Source organism: Staphylococcus warneri, assembly GCF_900636385.1.
In the GTDB taxonomy this organism is placed as follows: Bacteria; Bacillota; Bacilli; order Staphylococcales; family Staphylococcaceae; genus Staphylococcus; species Staphylococcus warneri.
The window spans coordinates 1,042,605-1,066,008 of sequence record NZ_LR134269.1 but is presented as its reverse complement, the minus strand read 5'-3'; the positions used below and the strand labels follow the sequence as shown (position 1 = coordinate 1,066,008).

Genomic DNA, 23,404 nt, shown 5'->3' with positions numbered 1-23,404 from the left:
TCATGACCCCTTTGCGATTATTTATTAGAATAAATCTTCCATTAAAGCATCTGTTGATTTATCTTTTTCAGATTTATAATTTTTATCTACTACAATTGTTTCTATATTTTCAACTGCATCATCTACCATACTATCAAAGTTAAACACACTTTCGTATTCCATCACTTTATTAAAGTCTGGTTCAGTTACTGGGTTTTTAGGTGTAAAAATAGTACAACAATCTTCATAAGGTTGAATAGAAACTTCAAATGTACCAATTTCTTTAGCTTTCTTTACAATATCTTCCTTATCAAGTGTTAATAAAGGTCGTAACACTGGTGTTGATGTAACATGATTAATCGCATACATACTATTTAGTGTTTGACTTGCTACTTGCCCAAGGTTTTCACCGTTAACGATACCTAAAGCGCCAATTTTATGGACTAATTGATCTGCTACTCTCATCATTAATCGACGAGTTGATGTCATCGTATATCTTGGATGAACTGACTTATTGATTTGTTTTTGTAAATCTGTAAAAGGTACAATGTGCAATTTAATTGGACCAACACGTTCAGACATAATACGTGTTAATTCTATTACCTTCTCTTTAGCTTTTTCACTCGTAAATGGAGGACTATGGAAATGTATCGCTTCAATTGTCACGCCGCGTTTCATTACTTCCATACCTGCAACTGGTGAATCTATACCGCCAGATAACATTAATAAGGTCTTACCGCCTGTACCTACTGGTAGACCTCCAGATCCTTGAATGACTTCCACATATATATAGATTGCATCTAGACGTACTTCTACACGAATTTCATGTTGTGGTTGTCTCACATCTACAGTTAATCCTTCCACATTTTTAATACCGCTCCACCGATTTCTCGTTGTAGCTCATAAGTATCTTTAGGATAGGACTTATCTGATCGCTTAACATCAATCTTAAATGTTGAACCCTTATCAAATGATTGTGCTAATTGTACAGCGACATCAGCCATGGCTTGATCATTCTTTTCTGTTTTCAATACTGGACTTATTGATTTGATACCATAGACTTTGGATAATCGATGAATGATTTCATCAATGTCCGCTTCTTCGAATAACTCAATGTACATACGATCTCTTTTACCTTTAATATGGAATCCATCTAAGGGCTTTAAAGCTCGTGTCACATTGGTTTTTAATTGGTTCACAAATTTTTTACGGTTAGAACCTTTAAGTGTTAACTCACCATATCTAACTATTAAATGGTCATATTTCATTACTTCAACAACTCCTTCACTTCTTCATATATCATTTCAAATTTTTCTTTAAAGCTATCGATATCTTTTTGTGTAGTCATTTGCCCCATTGATATCCTAATACTTCCTTCAATTTGTTTTTCTGAAATACCCATTGCAAGTAATACTTCATTGAGCTTACCTCTTTTTGAAGAGCACGCGCTCGTAGTTGATACCATAATATCTTGTTTAGAGAATGCATTGACTAACACTTCACCTTTGACGCCAGGAAATCCTATATTGATGATTTGTGGAGCAGCATCTTTAGGTGAGTTTATTTTAACACCAGGATAAGATTGAACCATCTCTCTAATTTGTTGTTGGTAAGACGTCAACTTCTGATGCAATTCATCCGTCTGTTTCACTGCATTATTAATAGCTTTTACCATAGATACTGCCATAGGTAAATTAACTGTACCACTGCGCACACCAAATTCTTGTCCTCCACCATGTATAATGGGTTCGATATTATGTGCTGTTCTTGTGATTAAAAGTCCTTGTCCTTTTAAACCGTTAAATTTATGACCACTTAAACTTAAACTATCAATACCTTCTAAATCTAATGGTATTTTACCTAAAGCTTGAACTGCATCTACGTGAAAATGCACTTTAGGGTAATCTTTTAGCACATTGACAATTTGTTGTATTGGTTGAATTTGCCCCATAATATTATTGACATACATACATGTCACAAGTCCTACCCGTTCATTCATGATGGATTTCAAATGTTCAATATCTATCTGACCATTTGATTTAACATTGACGTATTTTAATACGAAACCTTCTTTTTCAGCTAAATATCTTACTACTTCTAATACCGAAGGATGTTCTAATACTGATGTAATGATTTCATTGGCTGTATCTTTTTTGCGATAAGCTATTCCTTTTAGCGCTATATTATTAGATTCTGTAGCACCACTTGTAAAAATAATATCATAAGCGTTTTTTAATCTAAGTGCTTGATTAATTTGTTCTTTCGCTTGTTGCAATAATCTTTCTGCTTGTAAGCCTGCTTGATGAGGACTATTAGGATTATAATAAAGTGTTTCATTTACCTTTACAAATGAATTCAAGACACTTGGATCTACTTTGGTTGTCGCTGCATTATCTAAATAAATCACTGATAACACTTCACTTTCTACATTTTTTACTTTGCTAATTCTATATACTACTTTCCAAATATTCTTAATATCGTTTATTTACATTTTGAGAATGCAATGCGGAATTATTTGTTCAGTTCAACTATAATTATATCGTTATTTAACTAATAAAAAGCTTTTCTAAATAAGCATACTCATGCATTATACTATTTTTTTGTAAAAATAAAAGACATGACTTCCAATAAAATGGAAACCATGTCTTGATATCAATTCAAATCGTTATGATTTAATTACTTGCTCTTCAATATGTTTCGTAATTCCGGGTTCTACACTTTCAAGTGCTTGTTCTGAAATTTCAATAGAACGCTTATAACGATTGTTTTTAAATAAACGTTCTGCTTCATTTAAGCTTTTATCAACACTTTGGTGATCTTTACGATATCTGTTACCATATTGAATTAATTTTTCAGCATAAACTGCATTAATTAATACATCGTTCGCCTCATCTTCAAATGTATTCATTTGAATGACGATTTTAGCAACTTTATCTTTTAATTGTTTGACGTGAATTGGTCTTTGACTAAATTGTTCATCAACTTCACGCACCTCATAATCGATTTCATTCTTCATAATAATGAAGCGTTCTGGCACACTTGTTAAGTTTGAAGCCAATAAGCGTCGATAAACCTCTTCTTTTTTAGATTGTACGCGTAGTAAGTTATCTTCAGCTTCCGCTTCATCTTCACGTAATTGGATTAAATGGTTTTGTAATTTATCTTGCTTTTCATTAATCACACTTACATGATCTTCTAAATATTGTAAATTATCTTGTACTTCACTGTATCTAACAGCGGATTTAGACATTTCTTTAAGAATTTCATCGTATACTGAGATTAGATTTTGAATTTCATTTTCAAATTGTCTGACGCTTTGAACATCTGATTCATTAATATAGTAATTCTCACGAACATATTCAATTTCTGTTTTTAATGTATAATTCATATCTTTGGCTTTGAATAAGTCATCGGTGATAACATCTTTAGTTTCTTCAACTTCATTCTTTGCCTTAACTTCATGCTCGATTAAGTCATACATTTCATCTAACTTATCATTGATATATTCAAGTTTGTCGTTCGCTTCATTTAATTCCAATCTACTAATCATTGGTTCTACGAAACTCAATTCTGTTTTAAGGCTTTGAACAGTGCCATCCACTTTAACATGATCTAAATCATAGCCTTCAACTTTTAAATCTCTACAACCATATTTTAAATCTTGGAATTGACCAGGAAGTTCTTTTTGAGCTTCACGAATTAATTCTGGAATTTCTTCCATATATTCTTTTAATTGTTGCATTTCTTCATGTAACGCTGAAATATGGTTATGCGCCTGAACATAATTGCCGTCTGCTTTTAAAACTTCATATTGAGATAACTTTGGTTCAAAGTTTTCAATTTCTGATTCTAATGGACCAGCAGCTTCACCGTATTGGTGACGATTAGCTAAAATATCTCGCTTCATTTCGCGGTGATCTACTTTGCATTTTTCATATAATGATTCGTTATCTTTATGTAATGCAACTATTTCATCAACTTGTGAAACTTGATTATTATAACTTGCTTCATATTGATCCATTAATTCATGTGCATCATCAATTTCCGCTTGAGCACCTGAAAAGTTAAACTTATCTAAAAGTTCTTCGGCATTGTGAATTTTTTCCTCAACAGGAGCTAAGTATTGATTAGTATTTTCTAAGTTGTCTTTCTTCATTGCATCGTACTTCGTTTTAGTTTCACCTTTTAGGTTTAAACTAGATAATTTTTTAATATTTTGATCAAAAGGTAATTTTTCAATATCTAATTTACGTTCTTCAGCTTTTTCAACGAGCTGTCGTTTATTCGATCGCAAATAGAACATGATACCCACAGCAATCAATATTATAACTATTATTGCTAAAATGATATATAACACCATATATACTTCTCCTCCTATGTTATCACTCTATATTATAACGTAATTTGTCTTCTCATTAAATCAGAAAATGTATTTATTGATAGAATATTTTAAACACCTTATACTTATATAAAATAACGGTTAAGGGGAGACATTATGTCAGACATCAAAAACACAAATTATGACTTACTACAAAAACAACTCATTAGCTTAATAGAGGATGAATCAAATTTAATAGCGATATTGAGTAATACATCTGCACTTCTCAATGATCACTTAGACCAAGTTAATTGGGTTGGTTTTTACTTAATTGAAAATAACGAACTGATTTTAGGTCCTTTCCAAGGTCATCCTGCTTGTGTACATATCCAAATTGGTAAGGGAGTTTGTGGTACAGCAGTCTCTAATAATGAAACACAAGTTGTTAAAGATGTCCACCAATTTCCTGGACACATTGCCTGCGATGCAAATAGTAATTCTGAAATTGTCATTCCAATACATAAGGACAATAAAATTATTGGTGTTTTAGATATTGATGCGCCAATAAAAAGCAGATTTAATGATGAAGACCGCAAAGAATTAGAAAAAGTGGTTTCAATCATAGAAAACCAAATTAAATAGTTTAATTAAAAGTATTGACTCTTACGCATAAACTGTTACAATGAAGTTTGTGTGAATTAACGAAAATAGCAGTTGTATATTATTGAGCTCTATGTTGTTCCCAATGCGGACGTGCCGTGTAACTGTCGCTATAAGGTGAAGACACATAAAACAACATATCTTAATAAGCATATAACACTCTTTTTTGTTTATTCATAACAACAAAAAAGAAAAAGGAGGAGTCTTATTATGGCTCGATTCAGAGGTTCAAACTGGAAAAAATCTCGTCGCTTAGGTATTTCTTTAAGCGGTACAGGTAAAGAATTAGAAAAACGTCCTTACGCACCAGGACAACATGGTCCAAACCAACGTAAAAAATTATCAGAATATGGTTTACAATTACGTGAAAAACAAAAATTACGTTACTTATATGGAATGACAGAACGTCAATTCCGTAACACATTTGACATCGCTGCTAAACAATACGGTGTACATGGTGAAAACTTCATGATTTTACTTGCTAGTCGTTTAGACGCAGTAGTTTACTCATTAGGTTTAGCACGTACTCGTCGTCAAGCACGTCAATTAGTTAACCATGGTCATATCGAAGTTGATGGCCGTCGTGTAGACATTCCATCATATTCATTAAAACCTGGTCAAGAAATCGCTGTTCGTGAAAAATCTCAAAAATTAAATATCATTACTGAGTCTGTTGAAATCAACAACTTTGTTCCTGAATATTTAAACTTTGATGCAGACAGCTTAAAAGGAACTTTCGTTCGTTTCCCTGAACGTAGCGAGTTACCAGCTGAAATCAATGAACAATTAATCGTTGAGTACTACTCAAGATAATATGTTTATATTCTTCACCCTTTCTCTTTGGAGATTGGGTGTTTTTTTATTTCCATAAATAATTACAGGCTGGGACATAGATATATACGTCAAGTTACATTCATATATAGGCGTAGATGACTTACACATGCGTATTGACTCATGTGTTCAAATTAAGCTTTAGCGGTATACATGAACTAAAGTTCATGCATAAAACCGTCTAAGTAATAAATTACAAAGACGGTCTAATGTACCAAGCTTTTTCATTTCTAATCACCCTTACCGGGGGGGACGGGCCCCAAACATAGAGAATTTCGAAAAGAAAATCTACAGACAATGCAAGTTGGGGATGGACAACGATAAAGAAATACTTTTTCTTTAGAAATTAGTATTTCTTATGCATAAGTTTCACTCATGTATTCCTATTTTAAAGTACATATTAGCTGTGGCTAATGCGTAAGAACCACTTCATATTCAATGGTTAGTGGTTCTTTATGATTTCTGTCCCACTCCCCTTTCTGCATATTGATTTTTCCTTATAACCTATCAGGTATATCCGTAATAATGCCATCAACATGTAAATCTATGAGTTTCCTTGCTTCTTTAGAATCATTGACAGTATATGGCATCACTTTTAAATGTTCAACATGTGCTTTTTCCATAAAATGTTTATTAACAATGCTGTAATTAGGATTAATATAGTTAGCAATTTCTGCAATTGCTTTAAAATCAGGTGATTTATACCAATATTTTTTCTTACTAATTAATACACCTAGTTCATATGGAACATTCATTTGTGCTAATTTATTTATACTTTCAAAATCAAAAGATTGTAATATAACTTTAGACGATGGAACATGATAATCTTTAAGTTTATCTACAATCATTTTTTCAATTCCAGGGTATTGGCTAGGCTTTTTAATTTCAATTAGCAACTTTTTAGAACTTTTAGAATGTATGTCTAATACTTCATCGAATGTTGGGATTTGTTCATCTTTAAAACGCTTATCATGATAAGAACCAAAATCAAATTTTTTTAATTCTTCTAATGTATAATCTTTAACTTTACCCTTTCCATTAGATGTACGATCAATCGTATCATCATGAATGACAACTAGTTGTTTGTCCTTTGTAAAATGTAAGTCAATTTCTAACATATCAATGGGTAATGCTAACGCGTGTTGGTACCCTATTAATGTATTTTCAGGATAGTCTTGTGGTAATCCACGATGAGCTATTAACTGATATGATTGATTTGAACGTTCATTCGACATGAAAGTCACCTTTCTTTTCATCTGATTAATAATGTTCTAAACTTAAATTACCATAATGACACAGGAGGTCAATCTAAATGGTTCAACATGACTTTAAAGTTCAAACCACTTGGCAAGGTGGTAGAAATGAAGTAGGAGAAGTTATTGGTGATGTGATTAATGAACAAATTTCTATTCCTTCGTCTTTGGAAGGTACTGGTATAGGTACTAATCCTGATGAACTGTTAGTTAGTGCAGCATCATCTTGCTATATTATTTCCTTGGCAGCAACACTTGAAAGAGCTGGTTATAAAGACATTTCAATTACACAGCAATCCATCGGCAATGCTGTATTTGAAAATGCAAAATTCAAAATGACATCCATCACACATTATCCAGAAATCAAAGTGGCAGACAATGATAAAGACAATTTAGAAAAACGATTACCAAAATTATTGAAAATTGCTGATAATAATTGCATGATTTCTAACTCAATTAAAAACAATGTTATCGTCAAGATAGAACCAACTGTAAAATAACTTTCAAGCTATCAGATATAGGGCAATAATTTCTAAACTCTGATAGCTATTAATTTCACCTTTTAAATTTTCAGAATATTTGTTAAAATAGTTGAATATTACACTTGGAGGAATGACTTATGCATTATTATCAACCCCTTTTACTTACACCTGGACCAACCCCAGTGCCAGATGAAATTATGTCTCAAATTCAATTACCTATGGTAGGTCATCGTTCATCTGATTTTGAAACAATCGCCGAAAATGCCTACAGTGGCTTAAAACCAATATTCGGTGCCCAAAATGATGTCTTGATATTAACATCGAGTGGCACGAGTGTATTAGAAGCAAGTATGTTAAATATCGCTAATCTTGAAGATCATATTGTCATTATTGTATCCGGCGCCTTTGGTAATCGTTTCAAACAAATAGCTGAAACATATTATAAAAATGTCCATATTTATGATGTTACTTGGGGCGAATCCGTTGATATCAATTCTTTCTTAGATTATCTCAAAAGTTTAAATGTCAAAGTCACTGCTATTTTCACACAATTTTGTGAAACCTCAACTGGTGTATTACACCCGATTCATGAACTTGGACAAACAATTAAATCATATGATTCAGATATCTATTTTGTAGTCGATGGCGTAAGTTGTATTGGTGCTGTTGATGTCGACTTGGTCAAAGACCATATCGACGTTTTAGTGTCAGGTAGTCAAAAAGCAATAATGTTACCACCAGGTTTAGCTTTTGTCGCTTATAATAACAGAGCAAAGTCAAGATTTAATGAAGTGACTACACCAAGATTTTATCTTGATTTAAACAAATACGTAGATGCATCTACGAAACACTCTACACCTTTCACACCTAATGTATCGTTATTTAGAGGTGTAAATGCTTACGTCGATTTAGTAAAACATGAAGGTTTGAACCATGTTATTCAACGTCATTATATGATTCGTGACGCACTACGTGTTGCACTTAAAGCACTTGACCTAAAATTATTAGTTAAAGATGATGTAGCTTCCCCCACTGTTACAGCATTTATTCCAAATTCCAAAGATGAATTGGCATTGATTAAAAATCAACTTAAATCTAGATTTAATATTACTATTGCTGGTGGTCAAGGACATCTTAAAGGTGAAATACTTAGAATTGGTCATATGGGGAAAGTCTCACCATTCGATATTCTATCCGTTGTTTCTGCCTTAGAACTTATTCTTACTGAATATAGAAACGCAAATTATATTGGTAAAGGTGTAACAAAATTTATGGAGGTAATTCAGCATGAGTCATAAAATTTTAGTTTCTGATCCAATTTCAGATGAAGGTATTAAAAGTTTATTAGAACATCCTGATTTTGACGTCGATATTTATACTGATTTAACTGATGAGGCTTTAGTAAAGATAATTCCACAATATGATGGATTAATAGTGAGAAGCCAAACGCAAGTCACAGATCAAATCATTACAGCTGCATCAAATTTAAAAGTAATTGCTAGAGCAGGTGTCGGTGTCGATAATATTAATATAGAGGCTGCAACATTAAAAGGCATTCTAGTCATCAATGCACCTGATGGCAATACTATCTCAGCAACTGAACACTCCATTGCAATGATTTTAGCTATGGCTCGTAATATACCACAAGCCCATCAATCTCTTAAATCTGGAAAATGGGATAGAAAAGCGTTTCGCGGAACAGAATTATATAAGAAAACATTAGGTGTTATAGGTGCAGGTCGTATTGGGTTAGGCGTAGCCAAGCGTGCACAAAGTTTTGGAATGCAAATATTGGCATTCGATCCTTATTTAACAGAAGATAAAGCTAAATCATTAGATATTCAACTAGCTACTGTAGAAGAGATTGCCTCAAAGTCAGATTTTGTAACCGTTCATACGCCATTAACACCTAAAACAAAAGGTATTGTTGGCGAGAACTTCTTTAATCTTGCTAAACCTAATTTACAAATTATTAATGTTGCCCGAGGAGGCATAATTGATGAAGATGCACTTATCAAGGCCTTAGACCAATCTCAAATTTCAAGAGCTGCCATAGATGTATTTGAGCATGAACCGCCTTTAGATTCACCATTAATTAAACATGATAAAATTATAGTGACACCTCACTTAGGTGCATCTACTGTTGAAGCGCAAGAAAAAGTAGCTGTCTCTGTTTCAAATGAAATCATTGATATTTTAACAAAAGGTACCGTAGAACATGCGGTTAACGCACCTAAAATGGACATGAATGAGGTTGACCAAAATGTTAAAGATTACTTATCATTAGCCACTACTATTGGGGAATTCGGTATTCAACTCTTAGAAGGTGCACCAAGTGAAGTTACGATTACTTACGGTGGAGATGTAGCAAAAATAGATACAAGCCTCATCTCAAGAACCGTAGTGACGCATATTTTAAAAGATGACTTTGCAGATGAGGTCAATATTATCAATGCTTTAGCTTTATTAAATCAGCAAGATGTGACCTATCATATTGAAAAAAATAAAAATGAATCAGGTTTTAGTAACTATATAGAATTGTCATTATCTAATGATAAAGACACAATTAAAATCGGCGGTACGGTTTTATCAGGCTTTGGACCAAGAATTGTTAGAATCAATAATTTCTCATTAGATTTCAAACCAAGTCAATATCAAATCGTAACATGTCACAATGATCAACCAGGTATAGTTGGTAAAACAGGCAATTTATTAGGAAATAAAGGTATCAATATTGGTTCAATGACATTAGGCAGAACGAATGAAGGTGGTCAAGCACTCATGATATTATCTATTGACCAACCAGCATCACATGCACTTGTTGCTGAACTTAACAATGCGATACCATTTAATAAGATTATAAGCACTAAATTAACTCTGTAACACAATAAAAGCTACAGAATATATGAGTGAAGACTTTCCATCATCTCTTTTATATTCTGTAGCTTTATTATTATAATAATATGTCTCTTATATTCCCTACGTGATTAACAATATAATCGGCACCGTTATTTTCTAATTCTTTCTTAGCATTTTCACCTTTTAATCCAGTTAAAGTTCCTATAAATGTAGCGCCAATTTTCTTCGCACTTAATAAATCTGCTAGTGAATCACCTACAATAAATACTTCCTCTTTTTTAACTATATTATTTTGATGAGTTATATATTTGAAGTATTCCTCTTCCTTATTTCCATTTAATGTTGCAATATAACTAAATGGATTCGGCTTCCCTAAAGGTTTGTATTCAGGAAACATCGTTTCAGATTTTAATACTTCACTTGCTGTCACAATATTCATTTCGTCAAAATATGATAGTAGATTCAGTGATTCGAATGGCACGAGTGTTTCCGTTCTTGGTCTACCTGTAGCAATTGCAATTTGATAGCCACTATCTTGCAAATCATTTAATAGATGTTGAATCTCTTTAATAGGACGTAATAAAATTTCATGATGAATAAAACCACTTTTATTATCTTTGTATGGTTCATAACCTTCAACATCTTTAAACAATGCTGACCCTAAATACCATTCTTGATATATTGATTGTGTTAATTGCCAAAGTGGACTTTTAAATTCAAAGAATGAAACTTGATTTGTATTTAATTCATTTCTTGCATAATCTTGTAAACGAGTGAAGATATTAGACTTCCCGCTTTCCACATGTTCTAAAAATTTAAGTGGCAATGGGTAATCAATCTGATCATCGAACTTTATCAATTGGCCTATTTCTTGTAATAGATTACCACTAATCTGTTGATACTGAAGTATCTTTTCAACTTCATTAGATGATAGTTCTTTTAATATTTGAATAAAATGTAAACTAAATACAATATATAGCATATCCCAATTAGAGTTTAAACCAAGTGATTTCAACTTTTTTAAAACTTCATCATTGACGAATATATCCGATCTAATTCGAGCAATGTCTTCATTTTTAAGTAGACTTAGATCTATGTCAGGTTTTAAACCTAAATACATTTGATCCATAAGTAACTCATAGACTGTTAAAGCTGACACATCAAAGCAACGTTCTTCACTTAAAAATACACCATCCACATCAAACAATACTGATTTCATCTACAAACTCCCTTTCAGAAAATTCTGATACTATATAATATACATGTTGAAAATAAATAGAGCAAATTCATCATTTGAATTTGCCCTACAGTATTAAAAAATATTATGCTTCCATTTGCTTCTCTATCTCGTCTGCAACTTGCTGCACATGAGTACCAATGATGACTTGAGTAGAATGTTTACCACTCTTAGTCACACCTACAGCACCTGCGTTTTTAATTTTTTGTTCATCAATGATAGCATTGTCTTCAAGCTCTAATCTGAGTCTTGTCGCACAATTTGTCAATGTTGTAATATTTTGAGCGCCACCCAAACCATCAAGAATTTGTGCAGCTGATTTACTATATTTACTTCCACTACTTTGTTTAGTATCAGCATTTTCTTTTTCAATAGCATCCTCATCAGTTGGATCAACTAATTCATTGTCACCTCGTCCAATTGTATTTAAATTAAAGACCTGTATTACAAATCTAAAGATGACATAATATAAAATGAAGAATACCACACCCTGAACTAATAGCATTAAAGGATGATTGGCTACAGGATTAATTAGAGATAACACATAATCAATGAGTCCTGCACTAAATGAAAATCCTGCTGTCCAGTGGAAAGTAGCAGCAATAAATAATGATAATCCAGTTAACAATGCATGAATAACATATAATATAGGTGCAACAAACATAAATGCAAATTCAATTGGCTCTGTAACACCTACGAAAAAGGCAGCAATCGCACTTCCTAGGAACCAACCATATACTTGTTTTTGTTGAGATGTTTTAGCTGTATGATACATTGCTAGTGCTGCAGCAGGCATACCGAACATCATAATTGGGAAGAACCCTGCTTGGTAACGACCAGTAATACCATGTACAGCATCTTTACCTGTTTGGAACTTACCAATATCATTGATTCCAATTGTATCAAACCAAAATACTGTATTTAATGCATGATGTAAACCCGTTGGAATTAATAAACGGTTGGCTACACCATAAATAAATGCGCCAAATGGCCCCATACCTACAATCCAAGTACCAAACGTCACAATAGCATTATATACAACTGGCCATACAAATAATAGAATAACAGCTATAAATGTACAGAAAAATGCGGTTAGTATAGGTACCAGACGTTTACCACTGAAAAATGATAATGCGAGTGGTAACTCTGTCTCACTAAATCGATTATAGGTATAAGCCGCAATAAGACCAATAATGATACCAACAAATACGTTGCCGTTATCCATCTTGTCAAATGCTTCACCTAATGAAGATGGCTTAACATGCAATATTGGTGCTAATTTATCTGGTGATAATACTTTGGTTACTACAAAAAAGCCTAATGCTGCAGCTAATGCGACTGCACCATCATTCTTCTTTGCCATACCTATTGCAACACCTATAGCAAATAATATACCTAGTTGCTCAAGAATAGTAGTTCCTACTGCAACAAAGAATTGAGCCACTTGAGGTAAGGCATGCAAAGCGTTAAGCGCGTTACCTATACCAACAATAATAGCAGCAGCTGGTAATACAGCAACTGGTAACATAAGTGAACGACCTAAATTCTGAAAAAATTTAAACATGTAACAATCCCCCTTTATTTTTGTTGAATGATTAAATGACAATTTTTAACTGCTCATCTTTATCATCCAATTAGTAAATTTATATGTATGAAAAAATGATGTAAATCACTGTCATATCAACTTATATCCTTACATATTGTATCAGAATCAATAGATAATTAAAATTGCATTTTCATGCTAATTATGAACTTTTCAAGTTTTTTATTTTTTCAAATTTGACAGAATAACACATCTATTAAAACTCACATTGAAATAAAAGTAATTATGATATTTTATACTAATCTATTTATAACAAATTAAGCAAAATATGTTATACACAACTTTTTGATTTTTTGATAAAATGAGGCCAATCAATAAGGAGGTTGAGCTATATGAAAAAGATTTTAGTATTAATTTCAATTTTAAGTGTATTATTAGTAGCATGTTCAAGTAGCCTTACTAAAAAGGCTGAAGGTAAATGGCAAAATGAGAATGGTGATATTATCACTATTAAAGGTGAATCGCTTAAAGTCACAACTGACGGTGAAACTGCAGAAGGATCAATAAAAGATGATAAAGACCATAAAGACCTTGCAAAAATTAATTTGGGCGGTTCAACTGGTTATTTAAAAGTTGGTAAAAAGGCGATTTACGCGTTAGAAAAACCGGATGAAAAACCCGATGATAGTGAGAGAAAATTCGAGAAAATCAAACAATAAAATTAATGCCCGTTAATATCGAATCTTGATTTTAACGGGCATGATATATACTCATTATTTTACTTTTTTTGCTTTGACAACTTCTTCGTCAGAACCTGCCTTTAACTTTAATTCTAATGTATCATCTTCTAGCTTATAGTCTATTTTCATTGGATGATTTTCATAATATATTGTTATGATTTTATCATCTTTATTAATTTTACCATTCAAGACGCCTTTTTCATTTTCATTAGAAATCTCAAACTTATCGTTTTTCTTAATTTCTATTGTCCCTCCGTTGTCTTTCACCTTATATTTACCATAGATTTGATTACCACAAGCTGTTAATAAAAATACCATTGTAAGTGTAACCACTATTATTTTCTTCATACTGTTAACACCTTTCAATATACAATTGAGTGAAATTCTTTTTCTACCACAAAATTAAATTACTCTTTTTTCAATTCAATTTTTTCATCATCTTTATCTGGATTAATTAATATGAGTTTATCCCCTTTAACTTTATAATCAAATTTCATGGTTTCACCCTGCACATCAAATGACATTGTTTTTTTATCTTTGTCAATTCGCCCTTCAACATTTCCATCATTTTTTTCTACTCCGAAAATACCACCATCATTTTCTAGTGATTTTAGATGTAAAGTTGCACGATCACTATCTTTACTTGCTTTAATGCTCATTTCATCATTTTTATATGTACCATCTACTTTACTACCGCATGCTGCTAACAAAATAAGCATGCCTAAACATAATACAATTATTCTTTTCATTTAAAATGTCCCCCTAAAATTTAAAATGTTTTGTACATCATAAGAATGATGGAGGACACATATTGTCTATTTACTTATACATTAAAAAACATATTAAAAAGGTTGGATATGATTCAAATATTTCATTGAATCCCTATCCAACCTTAATGTTTAATTATAAATTTTTAGCTAATTCATTTAATTCTTTTTGCAATGCTGTTGTTTGGCGTTCGATTTCTTTTGTTAAGTAATCTACTTTTTCATTTCTTTTTAAGTCTTTTGGTAAATTACTTGTATCAATAGGTTCACCAAACTTTATTAATGCTTGCCCAGTAACGAGCCCATGTAATTTTTTTGGACCTACATATGCTGCAGGTAATATAGGTGCTTTACCTAACATGGCTATTGTTGCCGCACCTCGTTTTAATGGTGCACCTTCTGCAGATGTTCTATGACCAGTTGGGAATATGCCAACTGTTTTGTTTTCTTTTAATAATTTAATCGGTCTTTTTAATGTACTTGGCCCTGGATTTTCTCTATCAACCGGAAATGCATTTAATGCAGTTAAAAATTTACCGCCCCATTTATTACTAAATAGTTCTTTTTTAGCCATATAATGAATTTGCTTTGGATAAATAGCCATACCTAACATAATCACTTCGTTATAACTTTCATGTGTACAAGTCACAACATATTGATTGTCTTTTGGTATATTTTCTGTACCTATAACAAATAAAGATTTACCTAACTTTACTAAAATAAAATACAAGATACTACTAATCACTTTATACATAGTTACACCTACTCTTATTGTTTTCTATTTAACATTTAGATTTTATCATTTACATACTTGTTGAACAAGATAAGCATGAAATAAGTCTAAAGTCTGATTGCAGAAAACTAGCGTTTTTGTGAAAAAAATTACATAATTATATTGTGAGAAAAATTAATTGGAGGTCAAATATGTCAGATTATACACAAATGAATCAATCCTTTGATTCTAACAATCAGCCATCTCGATATAATAAACCTAAGTTTCCTTGGTTTAAAACTATACTCGTTGCATTAATAGCAGGTATCATAGGTGCATTACTTGTATTGGGTATTGGTAAACTACTAGATCATACCATTTTCAATCAAAATGGTGCCACTGTTAATGAAGCTTCTAATAGTAAAGGTGGTAACCAATTGGATGGTAAAAGTGATAAATATAGTTCAGTTCATGAGATGATTAAAGATGTATCACCAGCAATTGTAGGTGTTATTAATATGCAAAAGTCAACGAACTTGGACGATTTACTGAATGGAAAGACATCTAAGCCTGAAGAAGCTGGTATTGGATCAGGAGTTATCTATCAAATAAGTGATGGTTCAGCATATATCGTTACCAATAATCACGTTATCGATGGTGCTTCTGAGATTAAGGTTCAGTTACACAATTCTAAACAAGTTAAAGCAAAATTAGTTGGTAAAGACGCAGTCACTGATATTGCCGTATTAAAAATTAATAATACGAAAGGTATCAAAGCTATAGACTTTGCTAATTCATCTAAAGTACAAACAGGTGATAGTGTATTTGCTATGGGTAACCCTCTAGGCCTAGAATTTGCTAATTCAGTTACTTCAGGTATTATTTCAGCAAATGAACGTACTATTGATGCAAATACCACTGGTGGAAATACAAAAGTAAATGTACTTCAAACTGATGCAGCAATTAACCCTGGTAACTCTGGAGGTGCCTTGGTAGATATCAACGGTAATTTAGTTGGCATAAACTCTATGAAAATAGCCTCAGAACAAGTTGAGGGAATTGGATTCGCTATACCAAGTAACGAAGTCAAAGTTACCATTGAACAATTAGTTAAACACGGTAAAATAGAACGCCCTTCTATAGGTATCGGATTAATTAATTTAAACGATATTCCAGATTCATATAAGAAGGAATTAAATACGGATAGTCAATCTGGCGTATATGTAGCTAAAGTTGATCATGATAGTGACTTGAAAAAAGGAGATATTATCACTAAGGTAGACGGAAAATCAGTAAAAGAAGACACAGATTTACGAACATACCTATATGAGAATAAGAAACCAGGTGAACACGTTAAATTGACGATTATTCGAGATGGTAAAACTGAAACAATCGATGTGAAACTGAAGAAACAAGTTCAGACTTCTTCAGAAAAACAAAGTCAATTTGCAGAATAAATAAATAACAGGTATGGATGAAATTAGTTTTCATCCATACCTGTTTTATTTTCACCTAAGTAATAAGTTGGAATTAAAATGAGTATAATCGCAATCATTGAAACTAGAAAACCTTCATGAAAGCCCACAATTGAATGACTCATTTCATGATGACTATGTCTCATGGATAAATTAGAAGCTACAACAGTTGCTATGATTGCTGTACCAAAACTTGCACCGATATTTTCAATCATGTTAATTCCTACGCCAGCTTCAGATAACTGATTCTGAGAAACACCTTTGTAGGCATCGGCCATTAAACCTAAATTGATACCACCAACACTACATCCACGAATAAATAAAATGAACGACAACCATGCAATAGATGATTCATCATCAACAAATATCAATGGAATTGTGCCTAGAATAGCAATCACGATACTAATATATATAACTTTTTTGGCCCCTATCCGGTCAATAGATGTTCCGATATATGGTCGTGTGATTAACATACCTATGCCTTGAGGAATTAGCGCTAGTGCTGCACCAATAGCGGAGTAACCTTTAAATTCTTGAAAGTATAAAGGTAGAATAACCATCGGCCCCATAATGCCTACATTAGCTAATAATAATCCTGTCATAGAGGCTGAATACGTTTTACTTTTAAACAAATTTAAAGGTAGTACCGTATTAAAATGGCATAGTTTGTTATAAAAAATATAAACAACAATAGCTGCCACTCCAATGCATATAAATGTCATAACTTTACTATCCATAAATGAACCTATCGTCCCAGCTAGACTGATACCATAAATCAATGTTGCACTCGTAATGCCTAATAAGAGAATTCCACATATATCTAATTTTTTATGCTTATCAAATGGTTTGAATGATGGTACATATTTCATCATGAGTAGTACAGAAATGAGTGAAACTACTATGTTAATAAAAAACATCCACCGCCATGAGGCTAAATGAATAATAAATCCACCTAATGTAGGGCCGAGAATTGGTCCAAAGATCATAGGTGTACTGACGATTGCCATAACCTTCCCTATATGATCTTGTCCAGCAGTCTTTACCAGTAAGGTAAACATAAGTGATGTAATAACTCCCGCACTAAATCCTTGAAAGATTCTAAATAGAATAAATATACTCACTGACGAACTGATTCCTACAAATAATGAAGTAATACCAAAAACTAGCATAGCTATAATAAAAGTATATTTACTATTAAAATGATTCATTAACCACCCTGAAAAAGGAATAGCTATAGCAAGTGCTAAAATATATCCAGTAATTCCCCATTGAACGATATCTATATTAGTATGAAATGTTTGATTAAGTTGTTGTATACCAATATTAATCATAGTTGAATCTAACATAGGTGCAATGGCTCCAATCGCTATTGCCCATGCCGCATTCATTGTTTCTTTTGGTATCTGATGTTGTGTCTCTTTCATTGACCAAAACGTCTCCTTTTTTGTTTCTTCGTCAACAAATTTACACCCTTTTAGTTTCCTTGTCAACAAAATGCCAATAAAAAAAGTACTCTAAAATTAATTAGAGCACTTTTTTCGAAATATCATACTTAATGTTGTAGTCTTTTATTTTTAATTTCTTTATCCAAATGTTGATTATACTTTTCTATAAAATGTTGAATGCTTTCGAACTCTTGTTGTGTTAAACTTTCAAAAACGTCTTGATCTCGTGCATCAAATTTTGCATGAAGTTGTTGATGTGTGTGATATACTTGTTGTCCTTTAGGCGTAAGTCGAAAATAAATTTCTTTTTTGTTATGCTCATTTTGATAACTTTCAACTAACTTTTTAGATTGTAATCGTTTCGTTAATTTACTAATTGCACCTCTAGTCATAAATAGCTGTTCCGTTAAACTTCTAACGTTAGGATTATCTAATTCGTGTATCGCTTCAATGCAATGCACTTCACTAGACTTATAATCTTTTAATGCCTCTTGCATTTCACTTTTATTTAACCACGCTATTTTATTAAACATATTGCGTAACCCTGTCATGATGACTTCTTCTTTATTCACACTTTACCTCCTACACACAACATATTACAACTATTATTTGTAGTTAACCATGAAGTATTTCTTTTTACCTCTACGAATAATCGTAAACGCACCTTCGATTTTATCTTCATCAGTTAATTCGTAGTTAACATCTTGTTGGCGTTCACCATTAATATATATCGCACCATTATTAACATCTTCACGGGCTTGACGTTTAGATGATCCAATCCCTGTTTCAATCAATGCATCAATAATATTAGTTGTATTCTTAGATAATTCAACTTGAGGTACGTCTTTAAAACCTTCTTTTAATTCTTTCGCTGATAAAGATTTTAAATCCCCGCTAAATAATGCTTGTGAAATTCTAATCGCATCATTCAGGGCATCCTCACCATGGATAAAACGTGTCACATTTTCAGCTAAAGCTTTTTGAGCTTCACGTTTGTGAGGTGCTTCTTCTTTAGATTGTTCTAACTGATTGATTTCTTCTTTACTCAAGAATGTAAAGTATTTTAAGAACTTGATCACATCTTCATCTGATTGATTAATCCAAAATTGATAAAATTCATATGGGCTTGTTTTATCAGCATCTAGCCAAACAGCACCTGATTCTGACTTTCCGAATTTCTTGCCATCAGATTTTGTTACTAAAGGAATTGTTAATCCATAAGCTTCAGTTTGGCCATACATACGTCTCATCAATTCGATACCACTTGTAATGTTACCCCATTGGTCTGAACCACCGACTTGAATTTTACAATTTAATTCACGATTCAAGTGACCGAAATCGATAGCCTGTAAAATAGTGTACGTAAATTCAGTATATGAAATACCATGTTCTAAACGAGTTTGAATAGAATCTTTACCTAACATGTAATTGACACCGACATGCTTACCATAATCACGTAAAAAACTAATTAATGAAATTTGACCTAACCAGTCTTTATTATTTACTAATACTGCTCCTTTATCGGTACCAAATTCAAATAATTTATGCATTTGATTACTAATACCCTGCACATTGGCTTCTACTTGTTCTTCTGTTTGTAACACACGTTCTTCTGATTTACCTGATGGATCTCCAATCATACCTGTACCGCCACCGATTAAAACAATTGGACGATGGCCGTGTTCTTGGAAACGTCTTAATGTTAAGAATGGAAGTAAATGACCAATATGTAAACTATCAGCAGTTGGGTCTGCACCGCAATAAAGCGTTACTTGTTCTTTATTTAATAATTCCTCTATTCCCGCTTCATCTGTTTGTTGATAAATCAAGCCACGCCACTTTAAATCTTCTATTAATGCATTTGTCATATTTCTCTTCCTCCTATATATTATGTATTTTCATAAGTTAAGATGAACGTAAAACTTAGAATTAAAGACCAATTCTAGAAATTTGTATAAGTATGATTGATAGATTTATTTAATCAACAAAAAAGCACCCTTACATCATATTTACATGTAAGGGCGCAATTGCACGGTACCACCATACTTGAATTAAAGGTATATATAGATTAAATAATGAAATCCATAAACACTCTCTTATCTCTTTACTAATGATACGTTCATTAATCAAACGTCAGACTGTTATATAAGGTGTATTCACTAGTTAGATCATGTTAGTTCTCAGCAACCACTAACTCTCTAAAAAATCTCTAAAAAGCTACTTGTCCTTCATCTGAAACTTATGTATTTGCCATTAATTATAGTTAACATTATTTTAAAAGTCAACTTTACGACTATGGTATAATAGGTCTAAATAAAGGAGGTTTGCTATGGATAATATGAAGAAACAACAACATGATAAAATGTTTCGATTTGAAAAGTATTATAAGCAACTCAAACATATCATCGTTTCCATTTTTCTAATTGGTTTAATGTTTACGATTATTATCTTGTTAGCAGCCATCATATATTTTCATCAATTGACTAAAGAAGCTTCATCTATAAGTGACGACGCACTTAAACATAAAGTAATTCACTTTGCTGGTGATGACCTAATTAATTATAAAAATAATGATATTTTAGACGAATATGATCATTCTTTAAACTCATTAATTGTTGGTCCAAAACATGTTAGTCCAGAGGTCATTAAAGCATTAACCTCTTCAGAAGATACTTTATTCTTCCAACATAATGGGATTTTACCTAAGGCCATTATACGAGCAATGTTTCAAGACATATTGCAAAATGACCAAAGTTCCGGTGGCAGCACGATAACACAGCAATTAATTAAAAACCAAGTACTTTCTAATGAAAAAACTTATAGTCGAAAGGCTAATGAAATTATATTAGCACAAAGACTTGAACGTATAATGTCTAAAAAAGAAATTATTTATACGTATTTAAATATTGTACCTTTTGGTAGAGATTATAACGGTGCCAATATAACAGGTATCTCTTCAGCGTCTTATAGTTTATTTGGGATTCCACCTAAAGATTTAAATATTGCTCAATCAGCATATTTAATCGGCTTATTACAAAGCCCTTATGGTTATACACCCTACGAAGAAAATGGTAATTTAAAACCAGATAATCAAATAGATTATAGTATTCAAAGACAACATTATGTACTTAAACGAATGTTAGTAGAAGAAAAAATATCTAAAAGTGAGTATAGAGAAGCATTAAAATATCGTATTAAATCACATTTACTTACAAAACCCAATAAAAATGCAAGTTAAACAGCAAAACCCGGTAATAATCATTACCGGGTTTGTTAATTAAATTTAGAATAAGCCTACTGCATGTCCATCATCTGTAACATCCATATTTAATGCTGCTGGCTTTTTAGGTAAACCAGGCATTGTCATAATTGCACCTGTTAATGCAACAATAAATCCTGCACCTGTTTTCGCTTCTAATTCACGAATTGTAATTTCAAAATCACTTGGTGCACCTAAAGCTGTTTGATCATCGCTAAATGAGTATTGCGTTTTAGCCATACAAATTGGATAATGGTCCCAACCATTGTCTTTAAATTGTTTTAATTGTTTTTGAGCCTTACTTGAGAATGTTACTTTTGAACCACCGTAGATTTCTTTAACGATTGTTTCAATTTTATCTTCTAAAGGTTGATTCAATTCGTAAAGTGGTTTGAAGTTTTGAGGTTGATCAATAACTTCTAATACTTCGTTAGCAAGATCAACGCCACCTTTACCACCTTTTTCCCAAACTTCAGTCAATGCAATTCTTACGCCATTTTCTTTAGCCCAAGATTTAACAAATTCAATTTCTGCGTCTGTATCATGAATAAATGCATTGATAGCTACAACTGGTTCTACACCAAACTTCTTAATATTATTTACATGACGTTCTAAGTTAACAATACCTGCTTTAACAGCATCTACATTTTCTTCTTTTAAATTATCTTTCGCAACGCCACCATGCATTTTTAAGGCACGCACAGTAGCTACTACAACTACAGCTGATGGCTCGAAACCTGCTTCACGCGCTTTGATATCCATGAATTTCTCAGCACCTAAATCAGAGCCAAATCCAGCTTCAGTAACTACAATATCAGCTAATTCACGTGCAGTTTCTGTCGCTAAAATAGAGTTACATCCATGTGCGATATTAGCGAATGGTCCACCGTGTACAAGTGCTGGTGTTCCCTCAATTGATTGTACTAAGTTAGGTTTAATTGCATCTTTTAAAATCATTGCTAAAGCACCTTCAACTTTTAAATCAGCAACAGTCACAGGCTTACGATCACGTGTATAACCAATTGTGATTTTACTAATTTTTTCTCTTAAGTCTTTAATGCTGCGGCTAAGACATAAGATAGCCATAATTTCGGATGCAACTGTAATATTAAAGCCGTCTTCACGTGGTACTCCATTTGTCGGACCACCCAGACCAACATTAACATGACGTAAAGCACGATCATTCATATCTAATACTCGTTTCCATTCAATACGACGTTGATCGATGCCCAATTCATTACCTTGATGTAAGTGGTTATCGATAAATGCTGATAATGCATTATTCGCTGTAGTAATCGCATGGAAGTCACCGTTAAAGTGTAAATTGATATCTTCCATAGGTAATACTTGTGCATATCCACCACCAGTAGCACCACCTTTAATACCAAATGTTGGTCCTAATGCTGGTTCACGTAATGCTACCATGACATTCTTTTTTAATTCATGAAATGCATCTGATAGACCAACTGTAACTGTCGATTTACCTTCCCCTGCTGGTGTTGGACTCATTGCTGTTACTAATACAACTTTACCCTTATTATCTCTAGGTTTTATTTGGTTAATATCAATTTTAGCTTTGTAATGTCCATATTGCTCTAAGGCTTCTGCTGGAATCCCTGCCTCTTTAGCTATTTCACTAATAGGTCTAATTTTTGATTGATTCGCAATTTCTAAATCTGATAAATGTGCCAACTTATTTCAACCCCTTGTAAATAATATAAATAGAAAAATAAGTGTAAGAATGTTTGATATGTAATGACTCTCATTCTCTTACAACTTTAATAATAACCGACTCAATCAATGATGTCGAATATTTGATAACGTTTACATTACTATTATCAGAA

20 protein-coding genes and 1 pseudogene are annotated in these 23,404 nt (G+C 32.4%); 8 read left to right on the top strand and 13 right to left on the bottom strand.

Features of this window, described 5'->3' with window-relative positions:
* Positions 1 to 24: 24 nt before the first annotated feature.
* The 3 genes and pseudogenes from thiI to ezrA form a co-directional block, all read right to left on the bottom strand.
* Positions 25 to 1,247: pseudogene (thiI, locus tag EL082_RS05275) on the bottom strand (tRNA uracil 4-sulfurtransferase ThiI).
* Positions 1,247 to 2,386, bottom strand: coding sequence for a cysteine desulfurase family protein (locus EL082_RS05270; RefSeq protein ID WP_019235951.1), 1,140 nt, complete (start codon positions 2,384 to 2,386; stop codon positions 1,247 to 1,249). The pseudogene thiI and the gene EL082_RS05270 overlap by 1 nt, the downstream one beginning before the upstream one ends.
* Before the next feature lie 258 nt (positions 2,387 to 2,644).
* Positions 2,645 to 4,339 carry a septation ring formation regulator EzrA gene (ezrA, locus tag EL082_RS05265; RefSeq protein ID WP_002467127.1) on the bottom strand — a complete coding sequence of 565 codons (1,695 nt, stop codon included), beginning with the start codon at positions 4,337 to 4,339 and terminating at the stop codon, positions 2,645 to 2,647.
* A gap of 135 nt (positions 4,340 to 4,474) precedes the next feature.
* Between ezrA and EL082_RS05260 the strand changes: the two genes are divergently transcribed.
* Both EL082_RS05260 and rpsD read left to right on the top strand, forming a co-directional pair.
* The gene (locus EL082_RS05260) at positions 4,475 to 4,939 is read left to right on the top strand and encodes a GAF domain-containing protein (RefSeq protein WP_002467125.1); all 465 of its coding nucleotides are present in this window, start codon (positions 4,475 to 4,477) and stop codon (positions 4,937 to 4,939) included.
* Between the two features lie 228 nt (positions 4,940 to 5,167).
* Entirely contained in the window at positions 5,168 to 5,770 is a 603-nt protein-coding gene (gene rpsD, locus EL082_RS05250) for a 30S ribosomal protein S4 (protein WP_002467124.1), read from the top strand.
* 515 nt (positions 5,771 to 6,285) lie between these two features.
* On the opposite strand, the gene EL082_RS05245 is transcribed toward rpsD, so the two are convergent.
* Positions 6,286 to 7,023 carry a glycerophosphodiester phosphodiesterase gene (locus EL082_RS05245; RefSeq protein ID WP_019235952.1) on the bottom strand — a complete coding sequence of 246 codons (738 nt, stop codon included), beginning with the start codon at positions 7,021 to 7,023 and terminating at the stop codon, positions 6,286 to 6,288.
* A 77-nt stretch (positions 7,024 to 7,100) separates the two neighbouring features.
* Here EL082_RS05245 and EL082_RS05240 point away from each other — a divergent pair, with 77 nt between their 5' ends.
* The 3 genes from EL082_RS05240 (at position 7,101) to serA (ending at position 10,406) form a co-directional block, all read left to right on the top strand.
* Positions 7,101 to 7,541: an OsmC family protein gene (locus tag EL082_RS05240; protein WP_015364905.1), complete on the top strand. Its 441-nt coding sequence runs from the start codon at positions 7,101 to 7,103 to the stop codon at positions 7,539 to 7,541.
* Positions 7,542 to 7,660: 119 nt separating this feature from the next.
* A complete protein-coding gene (locus EL082_RS05235; RefSeq protein WP_002467166.1) occupies positions 7,661 to 8,821 on the top strand; it encodes a pyridoxal-phosphate-dependent aminotransferase family protein in 1,161 nt (386 codons plus the stop codon).
* Positions 8,811 to 10,406 carry a phosphoglycerate dehydrogenase gene (gene serA / locus EL082_RS05230; RefSeq protein ID WP_002467161.1) on the top strand — a complete coding sequence of 532 codons (1,596 nt, stop codon included), beginning with the start codon at positions 8,811 to 8,813 and terminating at the stop codon, positions 10,404 to 10,406. The genes EL082_RS05235 and serA overlap by 11 nt, the downstream gene beginning before the upstream one ends.
* A 70-nt stretch (positions 10,407 to 10,476) precedes the next feature.
* On the opposite strand, the gene EL082_RS05225 is transcribed toward serA, so the two are convergent.
* Entirely contained in the window at positions 10,477 to 11,601 is a 1,125-nt protein-coding gene (locus tag EL082_RS05225) for an HAD family hydrolase (protein ID WP_002467167.1), read from the bottom strand.
* Positions 11,602 to 11,704: 103 nt separating this feature from the next.
* Positions 11,705 to 13,183, bottom strand: coding sequence for an N-acetylglucosamine-specific PTS transporter subunit IIBC (gene nagE, locus EL082_RS05220; RefSeq protein WP_002467165.1), 1,479 nt, complete (start codon positions 13,181 to 13,183; stop codon positions 11,705 to 11,707).
* Positions 13,184 to 13,554: 371 nt separating this feature from the next.
* Here nagE and EL082_RS05215 point away from each other — a divergent pair, with 371 nt between their 5' ends.
* Positions 13,555 to 13,881 carry a DUF2147 domain-containing protein gene (locus tag EL082_RS05215; RefSeq protein WP_103286282.1) on the top strand — a complete coding sequence of 109 codons (327 nt, stop codon included), beginning with the start codon at positions 13,555 to 13,557 and terminating at the stop codon, positions 13,879 to 13,881.
* A gap of 54 nt (positions 13,882 to 13,935) precedes the next feature.
* On the opposite strand, the gene EL082_RS05210 is transcribed toward EL082_RS05215, so the two are convergent.
* The 3 genes from EL082_RS05210 to EL082_RS05200 all read right to left on the bottom strand — a co-directional run bounded on the left by EL082_RS05210 (position 13,936) and on the right by EL082_RS05200 (position 15,423).
* Positions 13,936 to 14,250, bottom strand: coding sequence for a hypothetical protein (locus EL082_RS05210; RefSeq protein ID WP_015364903.1), 315 nt, complete (start codon positions 14,248 to 14,250; stop codon positions 13,936 to 13,938).
* 59 nt (positions 14,251 to 14,309) lie between these two features.
* Positions 14,310 to 14,651, bottom strand: a complete 342-nt coding sequence (locus EL082_RS05205; RefSeq protein ID WP_015364902.1) for a hypothetical protein — start codon at positions 14,649 to 14,651, stop codon at positions 14,310 to 14,312.
* Between the two features lie 154 nt (positions 14,652 to 14,805).
* Positions 14,806 to 15,423 carry a lysophospholipid acyltransferase family protein gene (locus EL082_RS05200; RefSeq protein ID WP_049415777.1) on the bottom strand — a complete coding sequence of 206 codons (618 nt, stop codon included), beginning with the start codon at positions 15,421 to 15,423 and terminating at the stop codon, positions 14,806 to 14,808.
* A gap of 188 nt (positions 15,424 to 15,611) precedes the next feature.
* On the opposite strand from EL082_RS05200, the gene EL082_RS05195 reads away from it, so the two are divergent.
* Complete coding sequence (locus EL082_RS05195) at positions 15,612 to 16,838, top strand: S1C family serine protease (protein ID WP_373364740.1); 1,227 nt, start codon at positions 15,612 to 15,614, stop codon at positions 16,836 to 16,838.
* Positions 16,839 to 16,861: 23 nt separating this feature from the next.
* Here the strand turns inward: EL082_RS05195 and EL082_RS05190 are convergent, their stop codons facing one another.
* The 3 genes from EL082_RS05190 to tyrS all read right to left on the bottom strand — a co-directional run bounded on the left by EL082_RS05190 (position 16,862) and on the right by tyrS (position 20,169).
* A complete protein-coding gene (locus tag EL082_RS05190; protein WP_015364900.1) occupies positions 16,862 to 18,280 on the bottom strand; it encodes a DHA2 family efflux MFS transporter permease subunit in 1,419 nt (472 codons plus the stop codon).
* A gap of 128 nt (positions 18,281 to 18,408) precedes the next feature.
* Positions 18,409 to 18,873, bottom strand: coding sequence for a MarR family winged helix-turn-helix transcriptional regulator (locus tag EL082_RS05185; protein ID WP_002467411.1), 465 nt, complete (start codon positions 18,871 to 18,873; stop codon positions 18,409 to 18,411).
* Positions 18,874 to 18,906: 33 nt separating this feature from the next.
* Entirely contained in the window at positions 18,907 to 20,169 is a 1,263-nt protein-coding gene (gene tyrS / locus EL082_RS05180; protein ID WP_002467407.1) for a tyrosine--tRNA ligase, read from the bottom strand.
* A 461-nt stretch (positions 20,170 to 20,630) separates the two neighbouring features.
* On the opposite strand from tyrS, the gene EL082_RS05175 reads away from it, so the two are divergent.
* Positions 20,631 to 21,539 carry a transglycosylase domain-containing protein gene (locus EL082_RS05175; protein WP_002467399.1) on the top strand — a complete coding sequence of 303 codons (909 nt, stop codon included), beginning with the start codon at positions 20,631 to 20,633 and terminating at the stop codon, positions 21,537 to 21,539.
* 45 nt (positions 21,540 to 21,584) lie between these two features.
* On the opposite strand, the gene EL082_RS05170 is transcribed toward EL082_RS05175, so the two are convergent.
* Positions 21,585 to 23,252, bottom strand: a complete 1,668-nt coding sequence (locus EL082_RS05170) for a formate--tetrahydrofolate ligase (protein WP_015364899.1) — start codon at positions 23,250 to 23,252, stop codon at positions 21,585 to 21,587.
* Between the last annotated feature and the right edge of the window lie 152 nt (positions 23,253 to 23,404).

Bases quoted from the DNA above. Each gene is read 5' to 3' on its own strand.
- ezrA (WP_002467127.1), bottom strand. From the start codon at position 4,339: ATGGTGTTATATATCATTTTAGCAATAATAGTTATAATATTGATTGCT.
- EL082_RS05260 (WP_002467125.1), top strand. From the start codon at position 4,475: ATGTCAGACATCAAAAACACAAATTATGACTTACTACAAAAACAACTC.
- rpsD (WP_002467124.1), top strand. From the start codon at position 5,168: ATGGCTCGATTCAGAGGTTCAAACTGGAAAAAATCTCGTCGCTTAGGT.
- EL082_RS05245 (WP_019235952.1), bottom strand. From the start codon at position 7,023: ATGTCGAATGAACGTTCAAATCAATCATATCAGTTAATAGCTCATCGT.
- EL082_RS05240 (WP_015364905.1), top strand. From the start codon at position 7,101: ATGGTTCAACATGACTTTAAAGTTCAAACCACTTGGCAAGGTGGTAGA.
- EL082_RS05235 (WP_002467166.1), top strand. From the start codon at position 7,661: ATGCATTATTATCAACCCCTTTTACTTACACCTGGACCAACCCCAGTG.
- serA (WP_002467161.1), top strand. From the start codon at position 8,811: ATGAGTCATAAAATTTTAGTTTCTGATCCAATTTCAGATGAAGGTATT.
- EL082_RS05225 (WP_002467167.1), bottom strand. From the start codon at position 11,601: ATGAAATCAGTATTGTTTGATGTGGATGGTGTATTTTTAAGTGAAGAA.
- nagE (WP_002467165.1), bottom strand. From the start codon at position 13,183: ATGTTTAAATTTTTTCAGAATTTAGGTCGTTCACTTATGTTACCAGTT.
- EL082_RS05215 (WP_103286282.1), top strand. From the start codon at position 13,555: ATGAAAAAGATTTTAGTATTAATTTCAATTTTAAGTGTATTATTAGTA.
- EL082_RS05210 (WP_015364903.1), bottom strand. From the start codon at position 14,250: ATGAAGAAAATAATAGTGGTTACACTTACAATGGTATTTTTATTAACA.
- EL082_RS05205 (WP_015364902.1), bottom strand. From the start codon at position 14,651: ATGAAAAGAATAATTGTATTATGTTTAGGCATGCTTATTTTGTTAGCA.
- EL082_RS05200 (WP_049415777.1), bottom strand. From the start codon at position 15,423: ATGTATAAAGTGATTAGTAGTATCTTGTATTTTATTTTAGTAAAGTTA.
- EL082_RS05195 (WP_373364740.1), top strand. From the start codon at position 15,612: ATGAATCAATCCTTTGATTCTAACAATCAGCCATCTCGATATAATAAA.
- EL082_RS05190 (WP_015364900.1), bottom strand. From the start codon at position 18,280: ATGAAAGAGACACAACATCAGATACCAAAAGAAACAATGAATGCGGCA.
- tyrS (WP_002467407.1), bottom strand. From the start codon at position 20,169: ATGACAAATGCATTAATAGAAGATTTAAAGTGGCGTGGCTTGATTTAT.
- EL082_RS05175 (WP_002467399.1), top strand. From the start codon at position 20,631: ATGGATAATATGAAGAAACAACAACATGATAAAATGTTTCGATTTGAA.